At 50.4% G+C, this 14,138-nt stretch carries 16 protein-coding genes and 1 pseudogene; 5 read left to right on the top strand and 12 right to left on the bottom strand.

What is annotated here, in order from left to right:
* Positions 1–133: 133 nt before the first annotated feature.
* Genes ACS0RQ_RS09740 through ACS0RQ_RS09750 form a run of 3 tightly spaced genes read right to left on the bottom strand, consistent with a single transcriptional unit; the run spans position 134 to position 1,327 of the window.
* Positions 134–634 carry a DUF4865 family protein gene (locus ACS0RQ_RS09740; RefSeq protein ID WP_271850613.1) on the bottom strand — a complete coding sequence of 167 codons (501 nt, stop codon included), beginning with the start codon at positions 632–634 and terminating at the stop codon, positions 134–136.
* Complete coding sequence (locus ACS0RQ_RS09745) at positions 634–1,020, bottom strand: tautomerase family protein (protein ID WP_271850611.1); 387 nt, start codon at positions 1,018–1,020, stop codon at positions 634–636. The genes ACS0RQ_RS09740 and ACS0RQ_RS09745 overlap by 1 nt, the downstream gene beginning before the upstream one ends.
* A 4-nt stretch (positions 1,021–1,024) precedes the next feature.
* A complete protein-coding gene (locus ACS0RQ_RS09750) occupies positions 1,025–1,327 on the bottom strand; it encodes a carboxymuconolactone decarboxylase family protein (protein ID WP_271850610.1) in 303 nt (100 codons plus the stop codon).
* A gap of 100 nt (positions 1,328–1,427) precedes the next feature.
* Here ACS0RQ_RS09750 and ACS0RQ_RS09755 point away from each other — a divergent pair, with 100 nt between their 5' ends.
* Both ACS0RQ_RS09755 and ACS0RQ_RS09760 read left to right on the top strand, forming a co-directional pair.
* On the top strand, positions 1,428–2,312 hold the full coding sequence (locus ACS0RQ_RS09755; protein WP_334633527.1) for a LysR substrate-binding domain-containing protein: 885 nt from the start codon (positions 1,428–1,430) through the stop codon (positions 2,310–2,312).
* Between the two features lie 149 nt (positions 2,313–2,461).
* Positions 2,462–3,487: an LLM class flavin-dependent oxidoreductase gene (locus tag ACS0RQ_RS09760; RefSeq protein ID WP_271850608.1), complete on the top strand. Its 1,026-nt coding sequence runs from the start codon at positions 2,462–2,464 to the stop codon at positions 3,485–3,487.
* A 54-nt stretch (positions 3,488–3,541) separates the two neighbouring features.
* Here the strand turns inward: ACS0RQ_RS09760 and ACS0RQ_RS09765 are convergent, their stop codons facing one another.
* From ACS0RQ_RS09765 to ACS0RQ_RS09785, 5 genes are all read right to left on the bottom strand, one after another.
* Positions 3,542–3,877 carry a gamma-glutamylcyclotransferase family protein gene (locus tag ACS0RQ_RS09765; RefSeq protein WP_041851877.1) on the bottom strand — a complete coding sequence of 112 codons (336 nt, stop codon included), beginning with the start codon at positions 3,875–3,877 and terminating at the stop codon, positions 3,542–3,544.
* A 126-nt stretch (positions 3,878–4,003) separates the two neighbouring features.
* Complete coding sequence (locus ACS0RQ_RS09770; protein WP_110294448.1) at positions 4,004–4,294, bottom strand: DUF3601 domain-containing protein; 291 nt, start codon at positions 4,292–4,294, stop codon at positions 4,004–4,006.
* A gap of 257 nt (positions 4,295–4,551) precedes the next feature.
* Positions 4,552–5,091 (bottom strand): ester cyclase, encoded by a 540-nt coding sequence (locus ACS0RQ_RS09775; RefSeq protein ID WP_079496546.1) that lies wholly within the window; start codon positions 5,089–5,091, stop codon positions 4,552–4,554.
* 85 nt (positions 5,092–5,176) lie between these two features.
* On the bottom strand, positions 5,177–5,386 hold the full coding sequence (locus tag ACS0RQ_RS09780; protein ID WP_271850607.1) for a hypothetical protein: 210 nt from the start codon (positions 5,384–5,386) through the stop codon (positions 5,177–5,179).
* A gap of 4 nt (positions 5,387–5,390) precedes the next feature.
* Entirely contained in the window at positions 5,391–6,500 is a 1,110-nt protein-coding gene (locus ACS0RQ_RS09785; RefSeq protein ID WP_271850606.1) for an alkene reductase, read from the bottom strand.
* A gap of 100 nt (positions 6,501–6,600) precedes the next feature.
* On the opposite strand from ACS0RQ_RS09785, the gene ACS0RQ_RS09790 reads away from it, so the two are divergent.
* From ACS0RQ_RS09790 to ACS0RQ_RS09800, 3 genes and pseudogenes are all read left to right on the top strand, one after another.
* On the top strand, positions 6,601–7,512 hold the full coding sequence (locus tag ACS0RQ_RS09790; protein WP_271850605.1) for a LysR family transcriptional regulator: 912 nt from the start codon (positions 6,601–6,603) through the stop codon (positions 7,510–7,512).
* A 64-nt stretch (positions 7,513–7,576) separates the two neighbouring features.
* Positions 7,577–7,696 (top strand): annotated as a pseudogene (locus ACS0RQ_RS09795) (type II toxin-antitoxin system PemK/MazF family toxin); the annotation flags it as partial.
* Between the two features lie 27 nt (positions 7,697–7,723).
* Positions 7,724–7,897 carry a hypothetical protein gene (locus ACS0RQ_RS09800; RefSeq protein ID WP_271850604.1) on the top strand — a complete coding sequence of 58 codons (174 nt, stop codon included), beginning with the start codon at positions 7,724–7,726 and terminating at the stop codon, positions 7,895–7,897.
* Positions 7,898–8,316: 419 nt separating this feature from the next.
* Here the strand turns inward: ACS0RQ_RS09800 and ACS0RQ_RS09805 are convergent, their stop codons facing one another.
* The 4 genes from ACS0RQ_RS09805 to ACS0RQ_RS09820 are packed head-to-tail and all read right to left on the bottom strand — an operon-like array spanning position 8,317 to position 13,535.
* Entirely contained in the window at positions 8,317–9,528 is a 1,212-nt protein-coding gene (locus ACS0RQ_RS09805) for a KPHS_23130 family T6SS system protein (RefSeq protein WP_334312442.1), read from the bottom strand.
* 60 nt (positions 9,529–9,588) lie between these two features.
* Positions 9,589–10,251 carry a hypothetical protein gene (locus ACS0RQ_RS09810; protein WP_334633523.1) on the bottom strand — a complete coding sequence of 221 codons (663 nt, stop codon included), beginning with the start codon at positions 10,249–10,251 and terminating at the stop codon, positions 9,589–9,591.
* Between the two features lie 5 nt (positions 10,252–10,256).
* Positions 10,257–11,024, bottom strand: a complete 768-nt coding sequence (locus ACS0RQ_RS09815) for a hypothetical protein (protein ID WP_271850601.1) — start codon at positions 11,022–11,024, stop codon at positions 10,257–10,259.
* Positions 11,025–11,027: 3 nt separating this feature from the next.
* A complete protein-coding gene (locus ACS0RQ_RS09820; RefSeq protein ID WP_334633521.1) occupies positions 11,028–13,535 on the bottom strand; it encodes a type VI secretion system Vgr family protein in 2,508 nt (835 codons plus the stop codon).
* Positions 13,536–14,138: the final 603 nt, after the last annotated feature.

Below are 14,138 nucleotides of genomic sequence, written 5' to 3' on the forward strand. Positions count from 1 at the left end.
TCTGTTGGCTGTAACTCAAAACCCCGCTCCGGCGGGGTTTTTTATGGGCGTTGTCCTCCTCACCCTTACCCCGGATGTATACCCGATTAGCGAAGCGCCATCCGGGATATCTGCGATTCACAACCTTCCCGAATTACACCCCACTTGCCACATAGCCAACCCGGTAATTCTCGCTCCCCGCCTGCGGCGCAGCACCAGGATCCACCTGCAACCACTGCCAGCGACTCACATCCCACGCGCAAAGCTGCCCCTCTGGCGGCAAGGTCGCCAGGTCGCTGTGTGCGGCAATCGGCAGCTTTCGCATCGACAGCCAGGCGGCATTGCGCACCTCATCAATATCGGGCAGACGCAGCGCCAGCCAGGTATCAATCTGCGGCCAGCCAAAATCCTCTGTCAGCTTTTTAAAGCCGGGACTCTGTAAAAACCGCGTCATCGCTTCGGGATTTCTCCAGACATACAGCGGCGCATAGCGATTCTCAGCGCAATGTGCGTCCTCGCGCCGGGAAAAAAGGTACGCCTTAACCAGCAGGCCTGGGAAGCCGTCCAGCCTCGCGCCGTTTTCCCGGATGCGCGTCTCAATCACCGCCATGTCGTAGTCGGCAGGCAGAGTAAAGCGGTATTGCATCACAATCATCACGCCTCCTTCGACAACAACCGACCCTGGCTGAAACTCCATTCATCGACGGTATTGAACTGGATCATCACCATCACATCATCCGGGTGAATATTCAGCGCGCTTTGTAGCCGTTGGCAGAGTACGCGGCAGAGATTTTGCTTCTGCTCAGGCGTGCGGGGTTTCCCCGCGAGAATATGAAACTGAATGAAATTATCGCTGCGCCCGCCGCTTTTATAGTGGCGGTCAAACACGCGCTGGTTGACCGGTAGCGCTTCAAATACCTGAAAACGGTCACCGGTTGGAACGGAAAATTCGTCCTCCAGCGTCTGCTGCAGGATGCCGGAAATCTGCGTTATCTGCGCGTCACTATACCCCTGGCGCAGAGTGATACGGGTGAAGGGCATACGCTTACTCCTCTTCCAGACAGCCGAGGGCAGATACTGCCGCAGGCCAGCCCGCATAGAACGCCAGATGGGTGAAGACTTCGGCTAACTCTTCGCGGCTCAGGCCATTTTGCTGTGCGAAATTGATATGCCAGGGAAGCTGCTGCACGCGGCCCAGCGCCGTCAGCGCACCCAGTGTGACCAGGCTGCGCTCACGTGGAGAAAGCGTCTCCCGTTGCCAGATATCATTGAACAGCACGTCCTGACTCAGTTCGGCCAGCTTCGGCGCAACGCGGGCCAGGGTTCCACGATCGAGGGATTTAGCCATGGTTTTCTCTCCGTATTGACAGTAAAGCGATTCTGGCGCCATAGTTTCGTCCTGAAAATCAAATTATCTGCAATCTACCATCCCGTATTTCAGGACGATAATGGACAAACTTCCCTTAACGCTCGACCTCGACGCGCTGCGCAGTTTTGTAACCGGCATTGAGTGCGGCAGCTTTGCGCTGGCGGCAAGCCGCTTGTGCCGCTCGACCTCGGCGGTAAGCGCACAGCTTAAAAAGCTGGAACAGCAGTGCGATGCCGAACTGGTGGTGAAGCAGGGCCGCCACCTGGCATTAACCCGCAATGGCGAGATCCTGATGGGCTACGCCCGTCGTCTGCTGGCGCTTAATGACGAGGCGCAGCGGGCATTGAAAGGCGAGCTGCTTCAGGGGGAGATCTGTATTGGTATGCAGGAAGACTTTGGCGAATCGCTGATGCCCGGCATTCTGGGCGAGTTCAGGCGCCACCATCCGGGGCTGCGGATCATTGCCCGGGTGGATCGCAATCAGGCGCTGCTCTCGGCGCTGGATGACGACGCGCTGGATATGGCGCTTCTGTGGCAATCGGAAAACAGCCCGCGCGAGGGGAAACTTATCGGTCAGTGTCAGCTTGAGTGGATACAGCATCCGGAAACGGATATTAGTGCGCTGCTGGCACAGGGTGAGCCGTTGCCGCTGGTGATGTTTGAAAACCCGTGCCTGATGCGCTCACGCGCCATCGCCTGCCTGGATCGGGCGGGAATTCCCTGGCGCGTGGTGTTTGTCAGCCACAGTCTGAGCGGTATCTGGGCGGCGGTGCAGGCGGGGCTTGGCATCACGCTACGCACGCGTGTCGGGATGCCCGCTCATCTTCGCGTAGCGGGAAGTACGCTGCCATCGCCGGGCAATCTGGGGATTATGCTGGCGCACGGGCACGGGAAGGTGGCAGATACCGGTGCGCGAGCGAAGCTGGGGGAACTGATGGAAGCGGCGTTGTTGAATGTGAAATAAGCGGTTTTCCCGCAGGTTAGTCAATTAATTTGATGCATTATGTTAAACAAACGATATTTATTCTCATCGGGTAATGCGTAGAGTAGTGAGCATCAAAGGCAGCGAGGTTATTTGCTGCCGACATATCCCTGAGAATAAGGACCCACGTCATGAAGAAGATTGGATTTTTGTCATTTGGTCACTGGACGCCGTCGCCGCAGTCGGGAACCCGTTCGGCCGCTGACGCGCTGCTGCAATCCATCGATCTGGCGGTTGCCGCCGAAGAACTGGGAGCCGATGGCGCTTATTTCAGGGTGCACCATTTTGCGCGCCAGTTAAGCTCGCCGTTCCCGCTGCTGTCGGCGATTGGGGCGAAAACCAGCAACATTGAAATTGGCACGGGCGTTATCGACATGCGCTACGAGAACCCGCTCTATATGGCAGAAGACGCGGGTGCAGCCGATTTGATCTCCGGTGGGCGTTTGCAACTGGGCATCAGCCGTGGCTCCCCGGAACAGGTTATTGATGGCTGGCGCTACTTTGGCTACGTCCCGTCTGAGGGGGAAAACGAGTCGGATATGGCGCGTCGCCACACTGAAGTGCTGCTGGATGTGCTGCGTGGTGAAGGTTTCGCGAAACCCAATCCGCAGCCGATGTTCCCAAATCCGCCGGGCCTGCTGCGTCCTGAGCCTTTTTCCGACGGGCTGCGTGAGCGTATCTGGTGGGGCGCAGGCTCTAACGCCACCGCAGTATGGGCGGCGAAGCTGGGGATGAACCTGCAAAGCTCGACGTTGAAAGATGATGAAACCGGCGAGCCGTTCCACATTCAGCAGGCAAAACAGATCCGCGCCTATCGAGAAGCCTGGGCGGAAGCAGGGCACACCCGTACGCCACGCGTTTCGGTCAGCCGCAGTATTTTTGCCCTGATGAACGATCAGGACCGGATGTATTTCGGCTCAGGCCGTGATGACAGCGATAAAGTCGGTTTCCTCGACGAGAAAACCCGTGCGATTTTTGGGCGCAGCTTTGCCGCCGAGCCGGACAAGCTTGTTGAACAGTTGAAACAGGATGAGGCGATTGCCGAAGCGGACACCTTATTGCTGACGGTGCCGAATCAATTGGGCGTGGAGTACAACGTGCACGTAATTGAGTCCATTCTGAAACATGTTGCGCCGGCGATGGGCTGGCGCGATTAAAAAGCAATAACGCCTCGCACTGTTCAAACAGGCGAGGCGTTACATTCACATCGCTTACGGCTGCGTTTGCGGTTGTAGCTGATAAATCCATGCGCTGAGCTGCTCGCCATTTGTGGTGATGACGTCAACTTCAACGCGATCGTAGCCATCTTCAAATTCATCCAGCATTGGCCAGTGCGCCTCAAGATTATCCGAGGTAAACAGGTAACCCTGAACCTGCGGCCCGTTTTTGTGTAACACAATCCCCGGAAAATCCGCTGCTGCACCCCAGCCGCGTTCGTAAAACGTGCCCGTCACATAACCCGGCAGCCATTCACCACCAATGTTTTCCAGAATATAAGCATTAGAGTGACCCGGACGTAGTGTCCCGTAGACAAACAAGCGCTCCATTTTCCCTCGTTAGCTGACGCAATATTGCCCCTCAATGGGGAAGAAATGTCTTCAAAATAAGAGGTTATCACGTGTGTCGCAACCCGTTCTTCATCGCGTTTTATTATCACTCTGCGGCGCGACGTATCACCAGAACTGCCACCACGGGTTATGTTCAACAAAATACTGGTCGAGATGTTCAGTGATATGGCTTTGTTCTTCCGGGATAGCCTGTAATCTCACCTGCACGACCTTTCCTTTGATTTTGAAAAACAGCGACAGCCCACTTTCATACGCCAAAAAACTGGAACCAACAAACTTCCAGACTTCGCCTTCAAAACGGGTGACTCCGTCGTAATCGACGAAGGTTTTCGCCACCTTATAATATTTACCGGCAACGAGGTGTGCGTAGGCTTGTTTGAGCTGGCGGGTGTCCATGTGGTGGGTTCCTTTGCTTGACGTTGGCGATAATAGGCGAGAAGAGAGGAATGATCATCGGCGAGGTCGAATAATAGGTTGTATGCGCAAAATGTCTGGATGTTATCCGGGAGCGAAGAATTGAGCAGAGCGTGCACCTCTGCCCCTTATTTATCGCCACCTTGCGCGGTATCGGCGTGCAGATGCCAGGGACGGATATTGAAATATTTCAACCCTTGCCAAACTGCCTGACAATATCACCGCTCCGGGCAGCCATTTTATAACACGCCCAGTTGTTTCATCAGGGTCAGGTTATCTTCAAGATGCCAGTTCGCAATAATTTTATTGTTCCTGACCTGATAGATATCCGTCGCGATAAAATCAACCTTCTGGCCTGTACCTTTCAATTTGCCGAAGGTTCCCGTGAAATGCCCGCGAAAATGAAGGTGCGATACCACGCGATCGCCTGCAATGATCATCTGCTCAACCTCGCAACTCAGATCCGGGACGGCGGTACGGAAGGCACGTGAGGCCAGAAGCGCGCCTTCTGGTCCCTGTTTGCGCCCCTCGGGCGGTGTCTTATCGACAAAATTATCGGCCAATGCCTCACGGGCCAGGGCTTCATCGCCCGTATTCCAGAATGTTGCGTAACGTCTTGCGACAGTTTCAAGCATCGCCACGTGTGCGGAAGATAACTGGCTTTCCGCAATTAATTCATGGGGTTTTACCAGTTCAAGCGGTGCAGAAAACACAGCGCTGGCCATGGGAAGAAGCATAAGTGCCGCCAGTCGTTGAGGATAAAGCGTCAACTTTTTCATAAGAATGTCCTTTTTGTTGCCTAAGGGAAACAGGTGACTCGGGCGCATTTCAGCCGCCTGTGGGTGTAACGTCAGGATGAGTTAATCAGCGCGCCGCCTTCGATATCCAGTAGGGTTCCGGTGACAAACGGATTGTCCATAACAAACAGATAGCTTTTGCGATGTCCCTGGCCTGCATCCGCTTTCCGCTGTCCCGTCCTGCAAGGATTAGGCTTTCTCCCTGTTCAGCGAGAGCGCCAGCCACGGCAAAGCCAATGCCGGAAGCTCCGCCGATGATTACTGTTTTTTTCACCATCCTGTTACGTCTCGTCAGTTTTATAAAATGGGTAATCGGTATAGCCTGCGCTGTTTCCACCAAAAAGCGTGGCGGGATCGCTTATGGTCGCTAATGGAAGGTTATTCCTGAGCCGGTACGGCAGGTCAGGGTTGGCAATGAACGGACGGCCAAAGGCAAACAGGTCGGCCAGCCCCGCCTTAAGGAGTTTGTCCACTTTGTCCAGGGTATAATTTCCAGCGACAATAAGGGTACCGCTAAAGGTGGCGCGTAAAGTTTCGCGAAAATCAGCAGGTACCTGTGGGGCATCGTCCCAGTCAGCCTCTGCCAGGTGGATATAGGCAATACCTTTCTTTTCACACCATGCAGCCAGCGCGAGGATCGCCTCAGTCACCTGCGGGTCGTTCATTCCGCGCTGGGTGATGAATGGGGAAAGGCGTATGCCCGTGCGCGTATTGCCGATGGCGTCGCTGATGGCATCCAGCACCTCCTGCGCAAAACGGATCCGGTTAGCCAGGCTGCCGCCGTACTCATCGGTACGTTTGTTCGATGTCCGGCGAAGAAACTGATCGATCAGGTAACCATTACCGCCATGTACCTCAACACCATCAAATCCGGCGTTAATGGCGTTTAATGCGGCCTGCCGATAATCAGCAATAATCTGCTGAATATCGGTATGCTCAAGTGCCCGCGGCTGCGGGCAGTCAACCATATGTCCTTTCCCCTGCTCATCAACAACCCATACCTGAGCATCGGGCGCGAGTGCAGACGGCGCGACAGGTTTACCATCCTCATGGAAACCCGCATATGACATGCGCCCCACGTGCCAGAGCTGGGAAAAGATAATCCCTCCGGCACGGTGAACGGCTTCTGTACTCAATAGCCATCCTTCAACTTGTTCAGCGGAGTGCAGACCTGGCGTCCAGGAGTATCCCTGGCCCTGCGGTGAAATCTGCGTGGCTTCGGTAATGATCAAACCCGCGCTGGCGCGCTGCTGGTAATACGCCGCCATTAATGCGGAAGGAACGTTTCCCGGCTGTAACGCCCGCGCCCGGGTCATTGGTGCCATTACGATCCGGTTTTTCAGGCTCAGAGCCTTTAAGTGGTAGCTGTCAAAAAGTGTCCGATTTTGCATTTTCTGTCCCCCGTAATGTATCTGTGAAAATACTTTACGTGGCGAGAGATATTTTGATAATGGCATTAAAATATGATTGTCTTTTCAGGATTTCTGAATAATGGGAAAGCTCGAAGATATGGCACTGCTGGTTGCAGTGGTGGAGGCTGGCGGGCTTTCAGCCGCTGGTCGCCGTATGGGACTCTCAGCGGCCACCATGACCGCCAGACTAAAGGCGATTGAAGAGCGTTATCAGACCCGGCTATTCCACCGTTCCACCCGTGCCATTACGATGACGCGTGCCGGTGAGGAGTTCTATCACGCGGCACTACGTGTGCTGGAGGAAATGAACCACGCGGAGTCGCTGCTTACGCAAAAAGAAGGGGTGCTCAGCGGTAATATCCGCATTTCGGCCCCCTCTGATTTTGGCCGACAGTACCTCAGCCCGGCGCTGCTCGATTTTTCCCGCCAGCATCCGACAGTGAAATGCTCGGTATACCTGGGCGAAAATGTCGAAGATCTGGTCGCCAACCGTCTGGATATGAGCATTCGCTTCGGAAACCTGCCAGACAGCAGCCTGGTCGTCAGAAATATCCGCCCGAATCATAGGGTACTGGTCGCCTCAGCCAATTATCTCCGGGCGGCAGGCACACCCAATACCATTGAGGACTTACACCGCCACCGATGCCTGGCCCTGGAGCTGCGTGGCATGGTCATGAACGAATGGCGTTTTGAGCACGATGGTAAACAGAGCGCATTACGTTTTACCCCAGCCATGGTGTGTGACGATGGTGCGCTACTCCGCCAGTGGGTATTGGCTGATGCGGGTATTGCCAGCAAATCATGGTGGGATGTAAAGCGTGATGTGGAGCAGGGCAGGCTGCAACTGCTGTTTGCGGAAAGTTTTATTGGCTTTAGCCGCTTTGATAAAAAAAATGTCGGCCTGCAATTTGTCTATCCGCAGCGACGGCTTCAGCCGCTGCCGGTTACCGCCTTCACCCAGTTCTTCATTGACTGGCTGGAAAATGAGTAGAAGTCTATGACCTGCTGCTCGTTTTCCTGATTATTGAACCCCAGAGACGGCTCCATTACTCTCTATTCGCTGCGATCAGCCGGGAACCATTGATATGGACGCCCGAAATGGCAAGCGTCTGGAACGTATACCCGATGCTGTCGTGAATGAAGTGCTGGCCCGACTGGAAGCCATTCTGAGTTGAGATTTTGCGGCAAGGCAGGGAAGTTTGGTGAGTGTTACATCATCGAAGCGAAATGCCCAAAGCCCGACTGCATATCGGGTGCAGAAGAAAAATCAGGGACCAGAAAAACAAAAAGCCTGCTTGAAAGCAGGCTTCTTAAATTTGGCTCCTCTGACTGGGATCGCCTTTGCCATTAACTGGCTGAAGATTAAGCTAAATTAAAAATCCAGTTTTATCAAGGCCACCAGAATGACCACCTTTTCGGGACCTCATTTTCTACACGCTGCTGTGATTGCTGTGTTCATAAGTTGTTCTGAATGCTGCTGTGTCTTTATGATGGTAAGGCTATTTTTGCAGCATTTATCTGAGTGGCGGTTAACAAATTCTGGGTTCGATCCTTAGATACGATTCCCTGTGAGGCAATTTGTAGAACCCCATCCTAAACCGTCCTGCAAGTCGTAAACGATTATCTATCCGCTGACTGCTTAGTGTGCTTACCCGTTGTTGACACTTACCGCAGTGCCCCAGCACTTAGCTGCGCGAACGGCTGTCTTATCCGGAAAAACACTTCGGTTGAGGAAAGGATAGCGTTCTGAAATCATACGGTAAGGCGCCGTCACTGGACGCTTACCTTTTTATTATCAATGCTCCAGTGGAATAACATACGGCGATACTACGGTTGCCCATAAATGATCTTTGTTCGGTACTCCACTGAACGTCAGTTGGGGATGTTGTGAATATATTGCAGCCAGAGCTGCGATAGCAGTAGATAACCACGGTGCAACAGGCCCGGAACGGCCAAGAAAGGTATCGAGATCATACAGGGTCCTCTCTTGGCAAAACGGTTGGTTGAGTGATAACAGTACAGCGCGTTGTTTCGTATTCAGCTCTGCGCCCCATGTACCTGATATAGCCTCGGGATAAAGAGGTACCCAGTCCAGTGCTTGTTCAACGCCTGTTGCAATTGCCTCAATGGTGGTAATGCGCTCTGGGCGATGTAGTAGTGCTCGTGGAATAAGTTCATCCTGAGTTAGTCGATTTGCCAGTAATAGCACACAGGCGGACTCTGCTGTCGTTGCAAGGTTTTCTGGCTCCAGATATACAGAACTCACTAGTAGAACGGCTTTTTCCTGTATGTGGTTATCCAGCCAATCATCTACATTGGCTAATCCCGGCTCTGAAGTGGAAAATGGGTGTGCTTTAGGAAGCCCATTTTTTTGCCATTCATCCTGCCATATAGCTATTACTTCTGTCTCAGAAAGAGGAGTATGAATATCCAGAAGTACTTTGATATGGAAATTTTCAGATAATAGCTCCAGTTGTTGTTTGATCTCGATAAACTGCTGCAAAAGGATTCTTGATAGACGGCAGGAAACATTTTCACCGATAAGTACCGGAACCATGCTATGGCGTACCCAGTTATTGCTCTTTGGCACAAAGCGTGCATTTAGCATCTGCTTGCGATTAAGGAAAGCATCAAGTAGATCTTCTTCCTCGTCTCGTTCTATTGCCACTAACAAAGAAACATGAAGAACTTGTAGTGCCCGCCTTCCTCGGCGCGTTTCCTGTAAAATCACTTCTTCCCGTCGCTGGTTCCATGCGTCGGCCTGTATTTGGAATGTTATAAATACGAGCCAGCGTATCGCCACTAGTAGTAACCATATTAATACTGGTATGCCGCAGGCCATGTACCAGAAATACTGGCTATTTTTAACTAGTTCATCACTTGCAAATAGTGAAGTGATTGCAACTCCTACAGTTAGTAAAAGAACTAACATGCTCCCCCATTTTATATAACCAGGCGATACTGGATACATTTTAGGACCAGGAATAGTATTGAGTCTAACAGGCATTATACCAACTCCATGTTTATATATTTCATTATGTCTTAATAAATCAGTTTGCAAGAGGTCTCATTCAGCATAATACCATACGGCCTTAAGATATTTTCCGTTTGTGTTTTTATAAATAACAATCAACCAAGAATTTGAGAATTGATTGTCAATAACAATTTTTTTATCATAAACTTCACTTAAATTTACTGAAGTATAAACAAAATTGTTATTTTTCTTATATTTTATTGGGCGATTAATTTTACTTCCCAAGTTATCAATGTATGTGAGGGTTATTGTGGCTAATTCATATCCATCAACTCTAAATGGGAATTCTATATTATTTTTATCTGGTATCGGTCTTCTTAACGTTGAACTGGATCTTGGATATATCCTATCAGTCCAATCCCAGTCAACACGGCCTTTTTTCAGACATAGGTTATTACTGGAAATACTATCACAATCATAAATATTACTTGCTTTAATTTTATTGCCTTTGATTTTATATGAATAGATTTTATTTCTGAAATCATAAAGGTCCTCTCTGGGTTTTTCATAACATGTCTCAAGAATTTTAATTTGTTGCTCTAGTATATGATAAATCTTTTCATTTGATGTGTGACTATTTTCTAATTCTTGCTTGAGGTGGTAATATTCCAAATATTCTGGTTCTTTTTCACAGACTTCTTCTCCTGATACATCGATAGAGAAAAATAGTAAAAGTAATAAAATATAATATCTCATGAATATTACCTCACTACAACCAATTTATCTACGTACGTCCCATCCGTTCCCGGCGTTCTGTGAGAAATAAGATAGTTATAAACAATATTCCATTTCTCCACATCATAAACAGTTACACACCCATGCGAAACGTTGCCAAGGTGGACATATCTCGAACTATTACCTTTTGTTCCTTCTAGTTCAATAGGAAACCAAATATCGTTACATCTAATAGTACCTGGGGGAAATGCATCTCTATACCCAGTTGTATCACCTTCCACTTTATGAGAATAATCTGGAGCCATTATTTTATGAGTGCCTGGAATTATAGGGGAGTATGAGAAAGAAGGAGGCCATGCACTATTTAATGTTACTTTGATATTTGCACCATTAACATTCATTATGGCAAATTGTTGGGAAAGCATACCCCTTTTAAATCTCGAATATTCATCAACACGCCCGCCGTTATATGTTACTTTCAGAATGGCACTTTTTTGCACTGGACCAGCTTTATGTGTGCAAAGTATGGCATTTTCCTTCTTTAAACTAACAGTCTTTCCTATTAAATCCCTTCTGTCGCTTAATATTTTATAATAGACTCTACCGTTTTTCTCACCCAATGTAAGAAGTTTGATATTTTCATGAATATTATTAGTACCACCACCTTCTAATGCTACCAAAAGCCATCCATCTTTATCCTGTGGTCTGATGTTACTGTAAACGACTTCACCTTTCACAACCTGTATACTTCCTGATGATTGATTTGATGAGCCTCTATTATTAGTTACAGGCATATACTACTCCATGTCGTCTATATCATATTCAAAAACAAGCTCTTCAGCAGAAGGCGTTTTGATTCGCAGAGTTTTACCATCTTTATCTGTCATTCCTCTATAAACTTGCCCATCACTTGTTGAAATTTTGTATTTCTGAAACGCGATTGGATTCCCCTCATTATCCTGAAGTAAAAACTGCTCATCAAATGAAGAGTCATCATCTTCCGATGTTATGACTGGCAGTGACATTAGCTCTGGTTGCATTCTTTCCCCCGGCTTACGTCCATAGTAGGTAGCTTTAACGTTGTAATCACCGGGCGTCCCTACTTCTATTCCCCCTCCTTCTAGTCGGATATAACTTCCTCCACCATTAATAATAATTTTCTTCTTCGCAGTGATCTTTATCTCGTCTTCCGTACTGGTGATCTCTATCGACTTTTTAGCCAGCAGTTCCATCAGATCGTTTTGCGCCTGCACCGATATCGCGCCCTTATTGGCGAATAATCTAATACCCGCTGTGCGCACAAACACGCTCAGCGCCTGACCCACACCGACAAACATATTTTTCACGACACCGATATCGGCGTGGTTTCCTGCGTTCGCGATCAGGTTTTTCGAGGCCGCCAGTTGTAGATTTTCCCCGCTGGTCATTGCCACGCCCTTTGGGGCACTTAACAATATTACGGCCTGCTTTAAATCTTTTACCTCTTGTTGCAGTAATGTGACCTGTGTTTGTAAGTCTGCGGGAGCAGCTTTTGCTGTTTCAGCATCCGTGGAGAGTGACGTCATCTGCGACTGTGCAGCATCCAGTATCGCCATTGCCGGAGCCATCTCCCGCACCAGCCCCTGAGCCTTATCCTGCGCATCAGCGCTGATAAAAATCCCTCTCTTCGCCCGCACCGCACCCCACATATCGGTACGCAGCTCAAAACCCTCACCACGCTGCTGCTTTCCGGCATCCACCAGATGGCCGAGGTTCAGCTGGCTCTTCCCGCCGTACTCCGTGCTGACCTTGATATGCTCCTTCCCGCGCTCGTCATCCAGCCGGATTTTATTGTTCGCCGGGGTACGCAGGACGTTGCGCTTGTAGTTCTGGATGGTCACATGGTCGGTGTGCGCCGAGTCGTGTTTCACGCCTGCAATATATGGTCGGTCCGGGTTGCCCTCCTCAAAGGCGATGCTGACCTCCGTTCCCGCCAGCAGCGGCAGGTGAAGACCGTAGGTGTCTCCGGCATACGGGCGTGATTGCCGCACCCACAGGCTCTCGTAACCGGGCTTCCACGTGTCGCGGTCAAAATCCAGATTCACCCGGTAACGACCGTCTTTATCAATGTGGGCATAAATATCGTTAGCCGTCGTACTGGTCACCCGTGCCGGGATAGTTCCGGCCATCATCGGTCTCTGGATGAGCGGCGGGCGGTAGCCGTAGCGTTCGGAGTAGGGGATGCCGGTGAATGTCAGTGCATAACTGCGGTCGCGCGCCGCGCTCGACGTGATGCCGGTTATCAGCATGCCCTTGCGGAACACCTCCGGCGCATCGTCTCCCTGAACCTTTATCTCCAGACCCGGCATCAGCAGTGAGCTGGTGCTCTTTCCTTTCAGAATGGCCCGCCCGTTCAGGTAGCGCTCGTGGCGGATTCGTGCGTAAAATGCGCCACTTTCCGGCGTCTCTTTATCACCCGTTTTCAGGAAGTTGTCAGCGTAATGGTAGGCTTCCCCGTAGGTGGCACTGTCCCCGCCCGTGACGTCAAGCTGGCCGGTGGTCATCTCTGCCGTCGCGTCGCGGTAGTTGTAGTCCCGCGTGGTGACGCTTTTCTCCACCACGCTGTATGCCGTGTTCAGCCCCCACACCGCTTCCGTTCCGCTGTCGCTCATTCCGGACGGGTTACGTAACGGCAGCGTCAGGCCGCGCTCATACCCGCTCTGGTCGTCGTAAAGCTCCACCACTTCAATCTTCAGCCGCGCATCGGTGCTGAAGCGGAACCAGATGCCTACCTCCGACAGCAGGCGCGAGATAAACGTCAGGTCGTCTTCACCGTACTGCATTACCTGTTCGCGTGACGGGTATTCGCTTTTGAGGGTGAACACGAAGTCCTGACCGCGCATCCCGTGCCGCTCACGCAGTATCTTCTCCACAATCTGCGGCACCGTCTGGTTCTGGTAAATCGCGTTCTGTCGGCTGCGGGACAGCAGCGCCAGACGCGGTTCCAGCCGCACTTCATACCGGGCCTCATCGCGTGACGACGAAAGCACCTTAAAGCCGGTGATCACCCCGTACAGGGTGCGCAGCGGCTTCTGTACCGGCATTCCCTGCACCGGCGGCGCCGTCAGGCTGAATAACCCGTCCTGCATCAGCACCGACTCCGGCGCTAGCGCCTTATCACTGCTGGTAAATTGAATGTCGTAGCGAAACGGTGCACTCAGTTGTTCGCTGCCTTCAAAGGACAGCACGTCCGTTGCGCTGCTCAGGCCGCGAATTTTTAGCTTGTGGTGCGAGTGGTCGAAATTCAGTGTGGGCACAGAATTCATTGCGACAGGCTCCCTGAAGTAAATTATCCATTTCCCCTCAGACTATTCACTCAGGTAGAGGCAATATTATCCATATCTGTATTTGTTAATATCGCCTGATGCCAGAGAATGCTGCATAAGGGTTTCATATAGTAAAAGTACTGTTATTAATTAGAAGCCATTTTCCTTATAGGGATTGTGATAAAGATCTAATCTATGTATTTACTCTAAGGTAGGAGTGTTATTCTACATTGCCATTAATTTCAGCAGGGAGGCTGGCTTTAATAGTTTTTGTGCATATCTCTCGTGTGAGTAATAATTTGGCGTGATGGGATGTGAGAGTAGTGTATGTAAGAAATTTTGAAGAAAGGCAGGGTGAACAATGTGCCGAAATAGTAAGAGGGAATAGTTCTTTTCATGGTTTTTGTATTCAAAACCAACAGATATAATTTGTATATTCATTGCATGAGTAGCAATATGTTATTAGTATGATATCTCACATTATCTTTATGTAATATAATGGATTTTTTTATAATCAGGAGGCTAGTCTAGTGAATGGCGCTGATAACTTTATCTTTGAAATACTAAATTTATCTTCGCATTTTTTTGTTCATTTTCCCTGAT

Source organism: Phytobacter diazotrophicus (genome assembly GCF_052061655.1).
GTDB lineage: Bacteria > Pseudomonadota > Gammaproteobacteria > Enterobacterales > Enterobacteriaceae > Phytobacter > Phytobacter diazotrophicus.